The sequence below is a fragment of the Acidocella sp. genome (genome assembly GCF_028687955.1).
Classification (GTDB): Bacteria; Pseudomonadota; Alphaproteobacteria; order Acetobacterales; family Acetobacteraceae; genus Acidocella.
This window is the reverse complement of sequence record NZ_JAQTZC010000028.1, coordinates 12,251-26,566: the sequence shown is the minus strand read 5'-3', so window position 1 is coordinate 26,566 and position 14,316 is coordinate 12,251. Positions and strand designations below refer to the sequence as shown.

The window sequence follows — 14,316 nt, the reverse complement described above, 5'->3', positions numbered from 1 at the left end:
TTATACCAGCCCGCCACCAAACCCAGAGAGTCAAGCTCTTGGCGGGCTGGTATAAAAAGCACTTGCATAAGCCAAATGCTCGGCTAGATGAAACGGATGCCTCACATAGAAATTTATACCCAGGATTTTTGCCCCTATTGCGTGCGCGCCAAGGCGCTGCTGCAACAGAAGGGCGTTGCGTTTACCGAGATTGACGCGCCGGGTGGTTCGGCGGCGCGGGTGCAGGCGCGCGAACGCTCTGGCGGAAAGACATCGGTGCCGCAGATCTTCATTGACGGGAAGCCTGTTGGCGGCTGCGATGACATCTATGCGCTGGAGCGCGCCGGCAGGCTGGATGCCCTGCTCGGAAAATGATCCACTATCAGCTGCATTGCGCCGGGGCGCATGAGTTTGACGGCTGGTTCAAGGATAGCGAGGCCTTTGAACGGCAGGCCAAGCGCGGGTTGATCTCTTGCCCGGTTTGCAGCGGCACCAAGGTGGAGCGCGTGCTGATGGCGCCGGGTATTCTCCGCAAGGGCCGAGGCAAGGCCGTGGAGGTGGAAGCCCCGCGCCAGCACACGCCGGAGCCGGTGCAACCAGCGGCGGGCGGTGTGATCCCCGATGCGGTGCGCGCGGCGCTGAGCAAGCTGCGCGCCGAGGTAGAAAAGAACTGCGACTATGTGGGCGATGACTTTGCCGAGGAGGCGCGGCGGATTCACCATGGCGAAGCGCCGCCGCGCGGCATTTATGGCGAAAGCAGCGATGAGGAAGCTGAGGCGCTGGCCGAGGAAGGGATCGGCATTGCGCGCATCCCCTGGGTGCCGCGCACGGATAGCTGAAGCAGGCGCCCCTAACCGGCGCCGATGAGCACGCCGGTTGCAAACACCAGCGCGCCGCCCAGCGCCACCTGCAATGTGGCGCGGATGGGCGAAGTATCCATGAATTTCCAGCGGATCCAGGAAATGAGGGTGAGCTCGACCGCGACCACGCAGAAGGCGACGAGTAGCGCCATGTGCAGGCTGGGGATGAGGAAGGGCAAGGTATGGCCGATGCCGCCCAGGGTTGTCATCAACCCGGTGACGATGCCGCGGATATAGGGGGTGCCACGGCCGGTCAGGCTGCCGTCGTCGGAGAGGGCTTCGGCGAAACCCATGGAGATGCCAGCCCCCAGCGAGGCGGCGGCGCCGACGATGAAGGCGGCATGCGGATGGCCGGTTGAGAAGGCGGCTGCGAAAATGGGGGCCAGGGTGGAGACGGAACCATCCATCAGCCCGACCAGGCCGGGCTGAATGTATTGCAGCATGAAGGCGCGTTCGGCGTGGAGGTCCTCGGCGCGGCGGGTTTTATCGGGCAGGTTTTTGGCGGAAAGTTGATCGGCGCGGTGTTCGTGCTCAACTTCGGCCTCGGCGAGGTCGCCGAGGAGCTTGCGGATGGAAACATCGGTCGCGCGGGAGGCGGCGAGGCGGTAGAAGCGCTGGGTTTCGGCTTCCATGCTTTCCACGAGGCTGCGGATGTCGTCGATGCTGGGCTTGGGCAGCTGCCAGACCGGCTTGCGGGTGAGAAAGCCGCGCACGTCCTGCCGGCGGATGAGCGGAATGTGCTCCCCGAATTTTTCGCGGTAGAGGTTTAGCAGCTTGTGCCGGTGTCCGTTTTCCTCGGACGCCATGTCGAGGAACATCCGCGCCGAGGCTGGGTATTCCTCGCGCAGGCGTTCGGCGACGTCGTTATAAATACGGCCGTCCTCTTCCTCGGCGCCGATGGCGAGCGCCAGGACCTCACGTTCGGAAAGCTGTGAGAAATCGCGCATGAAAGCCTCCTTACAATTGCGCCAATGTGGTCGCCGATGGTGGTCCGGTCAAGGGATTTGCCGTATTTGCGAATGCCTTGCATTGGCGGAAGTGGTTGAATTTTCTTGTCTTTAGCGAGGATGCGCGCAGCGTTGCCGCAGCGAGTAAAGCGGGTAATATGGGCGGGAGGCGGGCTGGCATGAACACGGGGATGCAACAAGAATTGGATGTTGTTTTATGCCATTGCGGGAGCGGACTGCGCCGGGTGCGGTGTTGCGATGCCGATATAACCGCTTGGCCGGGGGCTGAGGCGGTTGATGCGCTGGATGCCCAGGGGCAGGAGGCGGTTAGGCTTTTCAATGAGAAAAAATACGCTGAAGCAGAAACGCTGGCGCTGAAACTGCTGGATCTGGCGCCGAACCTGCGCCCAGCGCTGCGGGTGCTCTATGAGATCCGCAAAGCGCAGAAGCGCGGTACGGCGGAAGAGGCGCTGGCGGTGCGGCTGGCGGCCCTGCCCGGTGCGCCGGCGGTGCGCACGGCGGCAAATTTGCTGCTGGCGCAGTTTTATGTGGGGCAGGGGCGTTATGCGCAGGCCCGCCCGCCCGCCGCCGAGGCGGTGATGGCAGCCCCCAGGGATGCCACCGCGCAGCATGTGCTGGGTGTGGTGCTGACCGAGACCGGCGCGCTGCAGGCTGGTGAGGGGCATTATCGCCGGGCCCTGGATGCGCTGGGGCGAGATGACGGGGTGGTGCTGGCGAATCTGGCGTGGAATTTGAAGTTGCAGGGGCGGCTGGACGAAGCCGCGGCGATTTACGACAACGCGCTGGCGTTGCGGCCGGACAACCGGCGCGGCCAGGGCGGTTATGCGCAGGTGGAATTCGCACGCGGCAACCGGGAAAAGGCGCTGCGCCTGCTCGATGATGGGCTGGGCCGCTGGCCCGATGACCGCACGCTGCGGCTGTTGCGGGCGATGGCGGATCTGGCCCTAGGCGATGCCGCAGCGGTGCTGGCGCGGCTTTCCGATGCGCCTGAGGCCCTGATGGCGGCGGAGCTTTGCACGCGCGGGCAGGCGTTGGCGCGGCTCGGCCAGCCGGTGGAGGCGGTGCAGCATTATTCAACCGCGAAACGGCTCCAGCGCGAGCGGCATGGCCAGCAATATCAGGCGGAGGAATTCGCGGCCAAAGCGGCGGCCTGCAAGGCGTATTTCACCGCCGAGCGGTTGCAGCCGCTGCCCCGCGCGGCGGCGGCGCCAGCCCGCCAGCCGGTGTTTCTGCTGGGCTTCGCGCGTTCGGGCAGCAGCCTCCTGGAACAGCTGCTCGGCCAGGTTCCGGGGTTCGTGGCGGGGGATGAGTTTTTCCCGGTGGCGGAGTTGAATGAGTTGGTCCCGGCGCTGGCGGGCGCGGCGCACGGTTATCCGCAGGCCCTGGATCACTCTCTGGTAGGCGATGGCTGGGCGTTGCCCGCGCGGTTGCGCGAGCGCTACGAGGACGCGCGGGAGCGGTTGGGGCTGGCGCGGCCGGGGGTGCAATTCGTCACCGACCGTTCAGCCTCCAACCATTGGCAGCTCGGGTTAATCAAGCTGTTGTTCCCGGATGCGCCGGTTGTTCATGTATTGCGCCATCCGCTCGATGTCATGCTCTCCAACTTTGGCCAGGACCGCCGGCTTGAGGGTAATTGCGGGGTTTCAATGTCGGCGCTGGCGCGCCACTACGCGCTGGTGATGTCGCTGATTCGGCATTTCCGCGGCCAGTTGGCGTTGCGCTATCTGCCGGTGCGCTATGAGGATTTGGTGAATGACACCGCCGCCAGCCTGCGCCGTGTGGTGGAATTTGCGGGTGCGGACCCGGGGGGAGTGCCGCCCGAGGCGGTGTTGCGAGCGAACGGTGCCATGCCGCCTGGCCCGGTTCCGGCGCATTTTGCCGGGCGCGAGGCGGTGCATACGCGCGGGGTGTATCGCTACCGGGCGTATCAGAGCCAGATGCCAGGGCTGTTTGCCGAGGTGCGGGGGATTCTGGACCCCTGGATTGCCGAACTCGGCTATGCGGAGGCTGGGCCGTGAGCGGCGCGCAACCGGGCAAGCAGGTTGTGCCGCTGGCCGAGGCGCTGGCCAGGCTCTCGGCGCTAGAGCAGGCCAATAAGCTGGCAGAGGCCGATGATCTGGCCAACCGGATGCTGGCCGCCATGCCGGAGCATCCGCATATTCTGCATCTGGCGGGGATTATCGCGTATCGTAACGGGCGGGTCGCGCAGGCGGTGGAGCGGATGGAAAAATCCGCGACGCTGGCGCCTGGGGTGGCACTTTATCCACGCAATATGTGCGAGGTGTATCGCGGTGCCGGGCGGCTGGATGATGCGTTGCGCGCGGGCAGGCGGGCGGTTGAGCTGGCGCCGCAGGACGCGCGGGCCTATTTCAACCTTGCGCTGATTCATTATGAACGGCTGGAACTCGACGAGGCGGTGCGGGTTGCTGATCAGGCGATTGTGCTGGAGCCTGATTTTGCCGAGGCGCATTTTGAGAAGGCCGAGGCGCTGCTGCTGGGCGGACGCATGAAGGAAGGCTGGGAGAGCTATGAATGGCGCTTCAAGCTCAAGCAGGCCGAGGGTATGCTGCCCAAGACAGACAAGCCGCAATGGGATGGACGGCCGCTGGCGCCGGGGAAACTGTTGATTGTCGGCGACCAGGGGTTTGGCGACTGCATCCAGTTCGGCCGGTTAATCCCCTGGGCCGCGCTGCTCTGCCCGCAGCCGGTGCTGGCCTGTTCAGGCGAGCTGACGGCGATTTTGCGGCAGATTTCCGGGATTGGGAAAATTGTCACCCGCTGGGAGGATACCGGCGATTTTGAGGCGTATATCCCGCTCTCGGGCCTGCCGCGCCTGGCGGGGATCACCACTCAAAACGTGCCCCCGGCGGGGTATCTCGCGCCAGACCCCGCGCTGGTGGAAAGCTGGGGCGCGCGGCTGGACCGGCTGGTGCCCAAGGGCAAGCGGCGCGTGGCCCTGGTGTGGGCCGGGCGGCCGACACATAAGAACGACCGCAAGCGGACAATGCGGCTGGAGCAATTCGCGCCGCTGTTCGCGCGCGATGATCTGGCGATTCTCACGGTGCAGAAGGGCGAGCAGATTGCCCAGGTGGGCGGTTATTACGGCCGTGCGCCGTTGCTCAATCTCGGCCCGGAGATTGTGGATTTTGCCGACACCATGGCGATTTTGCAGTATGTGGAGCGGCTTGTGACGATTGACACCTCGGTGGCGCATATCGCGGGGGCCATCGGGGTGCCCACGGCGCTGGTGCTGCCCCATGCGCCGGATTGGCGCTGGCTGCTGGGGCGCGAGGATACGCCCTGGTATCCGTCGGTGCGGCTGTTCCGGCAGGAGCGGGCGTATGACTGGCGCGGTGTGATCGAGCGGGTTTCGGAGTCGATCTAAATTATAAGGATAAACCGATATGCGTTTAGCTTGAGCGCTCTGCGCCAATTAAAACGTATAGTGGTCTAGTTATCGCTGGTTCGCGCGGGTGGCGTGGGTGGCGCGGGTGGCGTTGATGACGCGGCGAATACGGTGCCAACGGTGCTGAATGTGCCGCTGACATCCTGGCCCAGCAAACGGACGGAAGAGATGATGACCAACGCGATTAGCGAGGCGATGATCGCGTATTCGACCGAGGTTACGCCCCGGCGGTCCGTATGGAATGACAAAAATTTCACAAAGATCAAATAAAGAATAATTCTGCGTTCCGCAACTCTTGGAGGCAAAGCCGAGGGGGGCAACACGCAAAAGTGATGTTTGCAAGATGTTGTTCGCGCCATGGAGGTCCGGGCCGGAATCGAACCGGCATACGCGGATTTGCAGTCCGCTACATCACCACTCTGCCACCGGACCATGGGGCGTTGCGCTGTATATCCCCGGCCAGCCACCTGCGGTCAAGCCATGGCGCGTCTAATCTGCCGCCGTGGTTGAGTTATGCCGCTTGGGGCCGCTATATAGGCGATGTAATCTGTTGAGAGAGAAGGTTAACATGACGCAGCCCGCCACCCAGGATATTGCCCGCAATCATATGGTGGATGGGCAGGTCAGGCCGAATCAGGTGAGTGACCAGAGGGTGATCGACGCCATGCGGGTGTTGCCGCGCGAGGCTTTTGCGCCCGCCGGGGCGCTGGCCTACGCCGACACGGACATAGAGCTTGGCGGTGGGCGGTTTTTGATGTCGCCGCTGCTGGCCGCGCGGCTGGCGCAGCTGGCGCTGGCGCGCAACCCGGCGGAGGTTTTGGTGGTGGGGGCGGGCAGCGGCTATCTGGCGGCGCTGCTGGCTTCGGCCGGTGCGCGGGTGGTGGCGCTGGAGGAGGAGACGCGGCTGCAAACCGGCGCGCTGGCACAATATGCGCCGCAGGTGGAGGCGGTGTGCGGCCCGCTGGCGGCCGGATACCCGGCTGGTGGCCCGTATGACGTGATTGTGATTGAAGGTGCGGTGCCCGCGATTCCGGAGAGTTTTGCGGCTCAACTGGCGCCAAGCGGACGGGTTGTGGCCATTCTGGCCGATGGCGATGAGCCGGCGGGGCTTGGCCGGGCCGTGAGCGCCGAGGCGTTGGGCCGGAAATTCGTGGCGGTGCAGGCGTTTGATTGCACCGCGCGCGTGCTGCCTGCCTTCCGCCGGGCGCCGGCTTTCAGCCTCTGAACATGGACGGATTTAGTTCGATGCGATCCATGATTCTGGCCGGCCTTGCGATGAGCGCCGGTATGGTTCTGCTGCCGCGCGCCGTATGGGCTGACGGGCCGCAAACGCTCACCCAGGCGCTAAGCGAAGCCTATGATAATAACGCGACCTTGCAAGCGCAGCGCGCGGCCTTGCGCGCCACGGACGAGCAGGTGCCGGCGGCGCTGGCCGGGTGGCGGCCGACGGTGACGGTTGGCGCCACCGTGGGGCGGTTGACGGGGACCGAGGTGTTGCCGAACAATACTCTGCAACCCAATAACGGCAGTACCACGATTACGCAGAACCGCAGCCAGCTCGTAGGCCAGGTGCAGGTGACGCAGCCGATCTATTCCGGCGGCAAAGTGATTGATTCTACCCGCCAGGCCAAGAACAGCGTTTATGCCGCTCGCGCGCAGTTGCTCGCAACCGAGCAGACGGTATTTCTCGACGTGGTCAGTGCTTATGTTACGGTGATTACTGACCGCCAGGTGCTGGCGCTGGACCGGAGCGACCAGAGTGTTCTGGCGCAGCAGCTGAAGGCGACGGTTGAGCAGTTTAATGTTGGCGAGATTACATTAACCTCGGTGGCGCAGGCGCAGGCGGCACTTGCCGCGGCGAAGGCGCAGGTTGAGATCGCGGATGGCAATTTGCAGATTGCCAAGGAGAATTTCCGCAAGCTGGTGGGTGACTATCCGGCGCAAACGCTGGTGCCGCCGCAGCCGCTGGCGCTGCCGGTTTCCTCCAAGGAGCAGGCGGCGAAGGCGGCGCTGGCCAACAACCCGAATGTAATTGCCGCCGAATTTAATGACGCCGCGAGCAAAGATGCGGTGGACGTGGCCTTTTCCGCGTTGTTGCCGCAGCTCTCGGTGCAGGCTTCGGCTTATAGCCAGCAGGGAGCGGCCGGGCCGAATACGCGCCTCACCGGCGGGTCGGTTCTGGGGCAGCTCACGGTGCCGTTGTACCAGGGTGGGGCGGAATATTCCGGCATCCGGCAGGCGCGGGCCAAGGAACAGCAGGCTTTTGCCGGGATTCTGGACGCGCAGCGGACCGCCTATGCACAGGCGACGCAGGCCTGGGAGGGGCTGGTGGCCTCGCGCGATGCCATCATGAGCACCAATGCCGAGATCAAGGCCAATGCCATCGCGCTCGATGGCACCGAGCGCGAAGACCTGGTCGGCACGCGCACCACACTCGATGTGCTGAATGCTCAACAATTATTGTTGAATTCCCAGGTGCAACAGGTTCAGAATATATCTACGCTTGTTAATAATTCCTACACTGTGGCGGCGGCGATCGGCCGTCTCACAGCAACGGACCTTGGATTGCCCGTAGACCAGTATAATGACCTTAAATACTATAAATCCGTGGAATATGCCGGTTTTGGCACTGGTGAAAGAGCCGACCAAAAGGCGGGCATTGCGCCTGATGGCAGCTTGCTGAACGCCGGCACGGCACCTGTGATCGCGGATGAACCTCCCGGTTCGTCCGCTCCTTAAAGGATGACACGATGAGTGAAAACGGGAGTGATTTTAATAATCCGGCGGCCGGCGAGGGTGCTGAACCTTCTATGGAGGAGATTCAGGCGTCAATCCGCCGGATTCTTCTTGAAGAGGAAGAGAACCAGAACCAGAACGCCCTGGAGGAAGACCAGGACGAGGATGTACTGCAACTCGATTCATCCATGCTCGCGGCGGAGCATCCGGCCGGGCGGGAGGGCGAACGTAACACCTATCAGCCCTCCGCGGCTGGCCAGAACATCGTGCGTCTCCAGGAAACCGGAAAGGAAGACTTGATGGAAGACAATGTGCAAATTCCCAAAGGCTTGGTTGGCGATGAGGCCTCCAGTTCCATCGCGAACACGATCGGCTCGCTGGTTCAGAGCATCAGCACTGAGCGGGCTGTGGCGGTGAGCCGGGGCGGCATCACCATCGAGGATTTGGTTCGCGAAGAGATCAAGCCGGTGCTGAAGGCCTGGCTGGATACACAGTTGCCGAGTCTGGTTGAACGGGTTGTGCGGGCAGAAATCAAACGCGTGATCGACCGCACATAATTCTGGGGATTTTTCTTGACCACGTTGGATAAACATTTCGAGCCGGCCTCGGCTGAGGCACGGCTTTATCGCGGCTGGGAGCAATCCGGCGCCTTCGCGGCCGCGCCGCTCGGCAAAGCAGCACCTTACAGCATCATGATCCCACCGCCGAATGTGACCGGCAGCCTGCATGTAGGCCATGCGCTGACCATGACCTTGCAGGATATTTTCGTGCGCTACCGGCGCATGCAGGGGCGCGATGTGCTCTGGCAGCCGGGCACCGACCATGCGGGCATCGCCACGCAGATGGTGGTGGAGCGCCTGTTGGACAAGGAAAAGACCACCCGCAAGGCGCTGGGGCGCGAGACGTTTCTCGCGCGCGTGTGGCAGTGGAAGGAAGAGTCCGGCGGGGCGATTACGCAGCAGCTGCGCCGCCTGGGCGCCTCGCCGGACTGGGCGCGTGAGCGTTTCACCATGGATGAGGGGCTTTCCGTCGCGGTGCGCGAGGTGTTCGTGCGCCTGCATGAGGAAGGGCTGATATATCAGGACAAGCGCCTGGTGAACTGGGACCCGGCGCTGCAGACCGCGATCTCGGACCTTGAGGTTGAGACCAGGGATGTGAAGGGGCATCTGTGGCATATCCGCTACCCGGTTGAGGGCGGCGGCGAGATTGTGGTGGCGACGACGCGGCCGGAGACCATGCTGGGCGATACCGCCGTGGCGGTGCACGGCGAAAACGCGCGCTATTACGGGCTGGTCGGCAAGCATGTGATCCTGCCGCTGACCGGGCGGCGGATCCCAATTATCGCCGATGACTACGCTGACCCTGAGAAGGGGACGGGCGCCGTGAAGATCACCCCGGCGCATGATTTCAACGATTTTGAGGTGGGCAAGCGGCACGGGCTGGCCACACCCTCGATTCTCGACCGCCAGGGGCGGATTACGCTGGCCGAGCTGGGGGCCGAGCTGGGCGAGATGCCGGAATTCGTGCGCGGGCTTGAAGGCATGGAGCGCTTTGCCGCGCGCAAGGCGATTGTGGCTGAGCTGGAGCGGCTGGAGATGCTGGCGGAGATAAAACCCCACCCGCATGCGGTACCGCATGGCGACCGTTCGGGCGTGCCGATTGAGCCGTTGCTGACCACGCAATGGTATTGTAACGCCGGTGTGCTGGCGCAGCCGGCGATTGCGGCGGTGGAAAGTGGTGCGATTAAATTCGTGCCGCAGCAGTGGGAGAACACGTTTTTTGCCTGGATGCGCGACATTCAGCCTTGGTGCATCTCGCGCCAGCTGTGGTGGGGGCACCGGATACCGGCATGGTATGGGCCGGATGGCGCGGTTTATGTGGCGCGCTCTGAGGCGCAGGCGCAGGCGCAGGCCGGCGAGGGCGTGGCGCTGACCCAGGATGAGGATGTGCTGGATACCTGGTTCTCCTCGGCACTGTGGCCGTTCTCAACCCTCGGTTGGCCGGAGCAGACGCCGGAGCTTGCGAAATACTACCCGACCGACACGCTGGTGACGGGCTTTGACATCATCTTCTTCTGGGTGGCCCGGATGATGATGATGGGGCTGCATTTCATGGGCGATGTGCCCTTCCGCACCGTGTATATCCACGGCCTGGTGCGCGACGAGAAGGGACAGAAAATGTCCAAGTCGAAGGGCAATGTCATCGATCCGCTCAATCTGATCGAGGCTTATGGCACGGATGCGCTGCGCTACGCGGTGGCGGCGGCGGCCGGGCAGGGGCGCGATGTGAAGCTCGGCGCCAAGATTGTTGAAAACAACCGCGGATTTATCACCAAGATATGGAACGCCGCGCGGTTTTTGGAGATGAACGGCGTGAAGCCGAATCCGGGATTCCACCCGGAGGATGCGAAGCTGCCGCTATCGCGCTGGATTCTGGTCAAAGCCAATGCGGCGATACGGTCCGCAACCGAAGCACTGGATGCCTTTCGCCCGAATGACTACGCACAGGCCTGCTACCGCTTCGCCTGGGGCGATGTGTGCGACTGGTTCATCGAATTCGCCAAGCCCGGTTTCAGCGGTGGCGATGCGGCGGAGATTCACGATGTTGCGGCCTATGTGCTGGGGATTTTGCTGCGGCTGATGCATCCGCTGATCCCCTTCGTGACCGAGGAATTATGGGATCATTTCGGCTACGGGCCGCAATATTCGCTCATCAATGCGCCTTGGCCGGAGCCGGTTGGCGTGCATGAGCCGGAAGCGGCGCGCGCGCAAGTGCAATGGGTGGTGGACCTTATCTCCCAGGTGCGCACCGTGCGCTCCGAGATGAATGTGCCGCCCTCGGTCAAATCTCCGGTTTTGTTGCACGATGCGGCCCCGGAAACGCTGGCCCGGGGGGATGAATGGTTCGAGGCGATTTCGCGGATGGCGCGGGCTTCGGCGTTCGGTCCGCTTGCCGGGGGGGTGCCCCATGGCGCGGCGCAGGCGGTGCTGGGGGAGGCGACCATCGTGCTGCCGCTGGCCGGGATTATCGACCTCGCGGCTGAGCGCGCCCGCCTGACCGCGACGCGCGCGAAGGCGTCGGCGGAGTTGCAGAAGGTGGAGCAAAAACTCGCCAATGCCGATTTCGTCAGCCGCGCGCCGGAGACGATTTTGGAAGAACACAGGGAACGCCAGGAGAGTTTTGCCGCCGAGGTGGCGCGGCTGGATGCGGCGTTGCAACGGATCGCGTAGCGAGCCGGCTTATGGCTTGCCCGCGTCCTCATAGGCTGACCCCATGATTTTCACCCGCATGGGGTGCAGCCCGTCTTTTTCGTTGAGTTCGTAAAACACCGTGGCGTTTCCGGTGCCCTTCACCTGGTGGTGGCGCGCCAGAAAGGCAAAGACGCTGCGGTCTGCCGAGCCGGTGTCTCCGGCGATGGGCATGTTCCAGTGCGGCGCGGCCAGCGGGCAGGCGAGCTTGTTGATCATGAGGCAGTTGGGGTCGACAAAGCCGCCGAAACGCTCCTGAAACACGCCCTGGCCGGGGCCTACTGACTCCCACGTGTCAACACAGATGGGCCGGCGGGTTTGGTCATGCACAAACCAGCGCAGCGCGAAGGCCCATTGCGCCTCCTCGGTTGCGGCGCGCATCTGGCGCAGATGGTCGGGGTGCCACCAGTTGTCGTCATCAAGATAGGCAACATAAGGCGAATTGGCCAGATAGGTGAGCACGGCGCGCATGCATCCGCCGTCGCTGGGCGGTGTGAGGCCGCCATGGCGGCGCGCGGTGGAATAGCCGGGCCAGAACGTCTGCACCACGCAATGCGAAGGCCGGGCCGCGCAGGCGGCGTCGAGCACGGCGAGGTCCCCCTCCATGACATCGATGCCGAGCAGCACCTGAATGGTGCCGGGGAAATTCTGCGCGAAAATGCTCTCCAGCGCCTGGCGCAACACGGGGCGGAGCAGGGTTGGAATGACCACGGCGGCATCCATGGTTGGTTGCAGGGCGAGGTCGCCGTAGGTGCGTAAAAAACCTTGCATCACGGGGCTCTCCGGTGGGGTGGGGTGTGGACTTGTCGATGCGTTGGAACAATTGTAACGATTGCCGAGGGGTTCCGCAATTTTAACGCCCGGAGGCATGAATGCGGGTCAGGCAGGAAATTATTGACCGGCTTTATGCCGGTGGCGATCCGTTCGCCAACTTCCCGGAAAATCTGTTTCAGGTGGATACGCAGGGGTGGAACAGCCAGCACCCTTATCTATCGCGCGCCATCGATGTTGCGCGCCCGAAAATCATCGTGGAAATCGGCGTGTGGAAGGGCGGCTCCACCCTGTTCATGGCCGAGCATTTGCGCAGGCTTGAGCTGGATGCCGTAGTGATCGCGGTTGATACCTGGCTGGGCTCGTGGGACCATTGGATCAACCCCGCATTGCGCGCGCAGCTGAGCTTCCTCAACGGTTATCCGAATTTCTTCTATAAGTTCATGAATAATGTGAAAGCGCTCAAGCTGGAGAATTACGTTGTTCCCTTGCCGCTGGATTCGCTGAACGCCAGCGAGACTTTGAAATTTTTGCAGATACAGCCTGATATCGCGCATATTGACGCCGGGCATGATTACCGCGCCGTGAAGGCTGATATCGAGAGTTGGTGGCCCTTGCTTAGATCTGGTGGTTTTCTGATCGGCGATGATTATCACCGGGAGGTTTGGCCGGGGGTTTGTCAGGCGTTCGATGAGTTCGCGGCGGCCTGCGGGGATGGGAAGGTTGAGCATTTCGACAAGAAATGTATTTTCAGGAAGGCGCCGGCGGCGGTGCGCGGATAAATTTAGGAAATCAGACGATGATTCGTGAAATTCAACCGGCTGACCGCGCGCAATGGGACCCGCTGTGGCAGGGCTATCTGAGCTTCTACAAAACGCAACTTCCGGCTGCGGCCACGGAGGTTTTATGGAGCCGCTTCTTCAACCCCGCCGAGCCGGTTAACTGCCTGGTGGCTGAGGAAGATGGCAAGCTGCTCGGCCTCGTGCATTATATTTTCCATCGCAATACCTGGGAGGTGGAGAATGTGTGCTACCTGGAGGATTTGTTTACAGCGCCGCAGGCGCGCGGCAAGGGCGTGGGCCGGGCGTTGATCGAGGCGGTGTACGAGAAAGCCCGGCAGGCGAAGGCCAAGCGTGTGTATTGGATGACGCATGAGACCAACAAGCAGGCGATGATCCTGTATGATCAAGTGGCGGAGAAGCCTGGGTTCGTGCAGTACCGTAAATACATTTAAGCTGGGTTTGGCCGCTCTGGGGTGGCCGGCAGAATGGTTTGCAGTTTGGCCGGCAGCAGCCCGACAGTGAATTTTCGGGCCGGATTCCAGAAGGCCGAGAGCAGCAGCAGCGCCGCGCCGATGACAAAACCGGCGGCGGCGAAGCTCACCTCGGGCGAACCGGCGGTGCGGATGAGCGCGCTGATGGCATAGATCACATAGAGCAGCGCCGCGGTGAGAATGGCCCGGCGGTCGATGATGAGGGCGAGCAGCGTCATCAGCAGATAAAGCCCAGCCACCAACCCGGCGCGGCTGTAAGCATTCTGGCCGGGTGAGAAGACGCCCAGCAGGTGGAACAGCGCGTGGACGATGAGCGGCGCCGCGGCCAGATGCAGCCAGAAGGCAATATCCGTCCGCCGTGTGGCGCGCTGGCGGTCGCTCATGTCCCAGCGCATGGCGAGCGCGAACAGCGCCAGCCCGCCCAGCAGGTGCAGCACCGGCTGGCCGTATTGCAGGCCGGGGATGAGCATGCGCGCCAGGGCGAGCAGGCTGGCAAGCCCGGTGAGGCCCATGAACGCGGCGGTGATGGGAACCTGAAAGCGGCGCCAGTGCAGCACATAGGCCAGGGTCATGAAGCCGCTAACGGTGAACAGGTCAAACTGCGCGTTCCACAGATTGGTCAGCACAAATATATCCGCCTGCTTCAGCGCATGGGCGATGAGGGCGGCGAAGAGTATGGCGCAGCCCATGCCGTAGCCGAGTGCCAGCACGATGCTGGGCAGCGAGAGGCGGTGGCGGCGGGTGAAATATTCGGCCATCCCCCAGGAAAACCCCGTTATGGCGGCGCCGCCGAAGAGAAAGGAGCTTCTCCCGGCCAGCCATCCGGCGCCGGTGAGGAACACCACCATGGCGATGGAGATAAAAATATCATTGAAGCCGCTGAGCAAGCGGAATTGTTCTTCATCAGGCGCGGCGCGGTGCCGCCTGGCGAATGCGCGCAAGGCGTCCGCGGCCTCGGGTGTGAGCGCCCCGGCGGCAACCGCGGCGTCCAGCTCTTCGTCGTTGTAAATAGCCATCGTGCTCCGAGGTGTTCGCGCTGTAAAAAAAAGGGGGCTCTGGCCATTTTTCTGATGGT

Annotated in this window: 14 protein-coding genes and 1 tRNA gene; 10 read left to right on the top strand and 5 right to left on the bottom strand. The window is 63.1% G+C overall.

The window, feature by feature from the left end; translation table 11 throughout:
* Positions 1-96: 96 nt before the first annotated feature.
* On the top strand, positions 97-354 hold the full coding sequence (gene grxC, locus PHE40_RS05575; protein ID WP_299959223.1) for a glutaredoxin 3: 258 nt from the start codon (positions 97-99) through the stop codon (positions 352-354).
* Positions 351-818, top strand: a complete 468-nt coding sequence (locus PHE40_RS05570) for a DUF1178 family protein (RefSeq protein ID WP_299959214.1) — start codon at positions 351-353, stop codon at positions 816-818. The genes grxC and PHE40_RS05570 overlap by 4 nt, the downstream gene beginning before the upstream one ends.
* A gap of 11 nt (positions 819-829) precedes the next feature.
* Here PHE40_RS05570 and mbfA read toward each other — a convergent pair whose 3' ends face one another.
* Positions 830-1,786, bottom strand: coding sequence for an iron exporter MbfA (mbfA, locus tag PHE40_RS05565; RefSeq protein WP_299959211.1), 957 nt, complete (start codon positions 1,784-1,786; stop codon positions 830-832).
* Positions 1,787-1,965: 179 nt separating this feature from the next.
* On the opposite strand from mbfA, the gene PHE40_RS05560 reads away from it, so the two are divergent.
* Both PHE40_RS05560 and PHE40_RS05555 read left to right on the top strand, forming a co-directional pair.
* Entirely contained in the window at positions 1,966-3,825 is a 1,860-nt protein-coding gene (locus PHE40_RS05560; protein ID WP_299959209.1) for a sulfotransferase, read from the top strand.
* Positions 3,822-5,192 carry a tetratricopeptide repeat-containing glycosyltransferase family protein gene (locus PHE40_RS05555; protein WP_299959206.1) on the top strand — a complete coding sequence of 457 codons (1,371 nt, stop codon included), beginning with the start codon at positions 3,822-3,824 and terminating at the stop codon, positions 5,190-5,192. Before PHE40_RS05560 ends, PHE40_RS05555 begins: the two co-directional genes overlap by 4 nt.
* Positions 5,193-5,257: 65 nt before the next feature.
* Here PHE40_RS05555 and PHE40_RS05550 read toward each other — a convergent pair whose 3' ends face one another.
* A complete protein-coding gene (locus PHE40_RS05550; protein ID WP_299959204.1) occupies positions 5,258-5,470 on the bottom strand; it encodes a Flp family type IVb pilin in 213 nt (70 codons plus the stop codon).
* A 101-nt stretch (positions 5,471-5,571) separates the two neighbouring features.
* Positions 5,572-5,645, bottom strand: a tRNA-Cys gene (locus PHE40_RS05545).
* Between the two features lie 136 nt (positions 5,646-5,781).
* Here PHE40_RS05545 and PHE40_RS05540 point away from each other — a divergent pair.
* From PHE40_RS05540 to PHE40_RS05525, 4 genes are read left to right on the top strand one after another with little or no spacing between them, the layout of a single operon-like run.
* Positions 5,782-6,438: a protein-L-isoaspartate O-methyltransferase gene (locus PHE40_RS05540; protein ID WP_299959201.1), complete on the top strand. Its 657-nt coding sequence runs from the start codon at positions 5,782-5,784 to the stop codon at positions 6,436-6,438.
* Positions 6,439-6,458: 20 nt separating this feature from the next.
* A complete protein-coding gene (locus PHE40_RS05535) occupies positions 6,459-7,952 on the top strand; it encodes a TolC family outer membrane protein (RefSeq protein ID WP_299959198.1) in 1,494 nt (497 codons plus the stop codon).
* Between the two features lie 11 nt (positions 7,953-7,963).
* Complete coding sequence (locus tag PHE40_RS05530) at positions 7,964-8,506, top strand: DUF2497 domain-containing protein (protein WP_299959195.1); 543 nt, start codon at positions 7,964-7,966, stop codon at positions 8,504-8,506.
* Between the two features lie 24 nt (positions 8,507-8,530).
* Positions 8,531-11,179 carry a valine--tRNA ligase gene (locus tag PHE40_RS05525; protein WP_299959220.1) on the top strand — a complete coding sequence of 883 codons (2,649 nt, stop codon included), beginning with the start codon at positions 8,531-8,533 and terminating at the stop codon, positions 11,177-11,179.
* A 9-nt stretch (positions 11,180-11,188) separates the two neighbouring features.
* Here the strand turns inward: PHE40_RS05525 and PHE40_RS05520 are convergent, their stop codons facing one another.
* Entirely contained in the window at positions 11,189-11,968 is a 780-nt protein-coding gene (locus tag PHE40_RS05520) for a glycosyltransferase family A protein (protein WP_299959217.1), read from the bottom strand.
* Positions 11,969-12,069: 101 nt separating this feature from the next.
* On the opposite strand from PHE40_RS05520, the gene PHE40_RS05515 reads away from it, so the two are divergent.
* Both PHE40_RS05515 and PHE40_RS05510 read left to right on the top strand, forming a co-directional pair.
* Positions 12,070-12,750 carry a class I SAM-dependent methyltransferase gene (locus PHE40_RS05515; RefSeq protein ID WP_299959192.1) on the top strand — a complete coding sequence of 227 codons (681 nt, stop codon included), beginning with the start codon at positions 12,070-12,072 and terminating at the stop codon, positions 12,748-12,750.
* Positions 12,751-12,767: 17 nt separating this feature from the next.
* Positions 12,768-13,202: a GNAT family N-acetyltransferase gene (locus PHE40_RS05510; RefSeq protein WP_299959189.1), complete on the top strand. Its 435-nt coding sequence runs from the start codon at positions 12,768-12,770 to the stop codon at positions 13,200-13,202.
* Here PHE40_RS05510 and PHE40_RS05505 read toward each other — a convergent pair.
* A complete protein-coding gene (locus PHE40_RS05505; RefSeq protein WP_299959186.1) occupies positions 13,199-14,257 on the bottom strand; it encodes a hypothetical protein in 1,059 nt (352 codons plus the stop codon). The two genes, PHE40_RS05510 and PHE40_RS05505, sit on opposite strands and share 4 nt — an antisense overlap.
* Positions 14,258-14,316: the final 59 nt, after the last annotated feature.

Excerpts from the sequence above, each read along its gene's own strand:
- grxC (WP_299959223.1), top strand. The coding sequence starts at position 97 with ATGCCTCACATAGAAATTTATACCCAGGATTTTTGCCCCTATTGCGTG.
- PHE40_RS05570 (WP_299959214.1), top strand. The coding sequence starts at position 351 with ATGATCCACTATCAGCTGCATTGCGCCGGGGCGCATGAGTTTGACGGC.
- mbfA (WP_299959211.1), bottom strand. The coding sequence starts at position 1,786 with ATGCGCGATTTCTCACAGCTTTCCGAACGTGAGGTCCTGGCGCTCGCC.
- PHE40_RS05560 (WP_299959209.1), top strand. The coding sequence starts at position 1,966 with ATGAACACGGGGATGCAACAAGAATTGGATGTTGTTTTATGCCATTGC.
- PHE40_RS05540 (WP_299959201.1), top strand. The coding sequence starts at position 5,782 with ATGACGCAGCCCGCCACCCAGGATATTGCCCGCAATCATATGGTGGAT.
- PHE40_RS05535 (WP_299959198.1), top strand. The coding sequence starts at position 6,459 with ATGCGATCCATGATTCTGGCCGGCCTTGCGATGAGCGCCGGTATGGTT.
- PHE40_RS05530 (WP_299959195.1), top strand. The coding sequence starts at position 7,964 with ATGAGTGAAAACGGGAGTGATTTTAATAATCCGGCGGCCGGCGAGGGT.
- PHE40_RS05520 (WP_299959217.1), bottom strand. The coding sequence starts at position 11,968 with ATGCAAGGTTTTTTACGCACCTACGGCGACCTCGCCCTGCAACCAACC.
- PHE40_RS05515 (WP_299959192.1), top strand. The coding sequence starts at position 12,070 with ATGCGGGTCAGGCAGGAAATTATTGACCGGCTTTATGCCGGTGGCGAT.
- PHE40_RS05510 (WP_299959189.1), top strand. The coding sequence starts at position 12,768 with ATGATTCGTGAAATTCAACCGGCTGACCGCGCGCAATGGGACCCGCTG.
- PHE40_RS05505 (WP_299959186.1), bottom strand. The coding sequence starts at position 14,257 with ATGGCTATTTACAACGACGAAGAGCTGGACGCCGCGGTTGCCGCCGGG.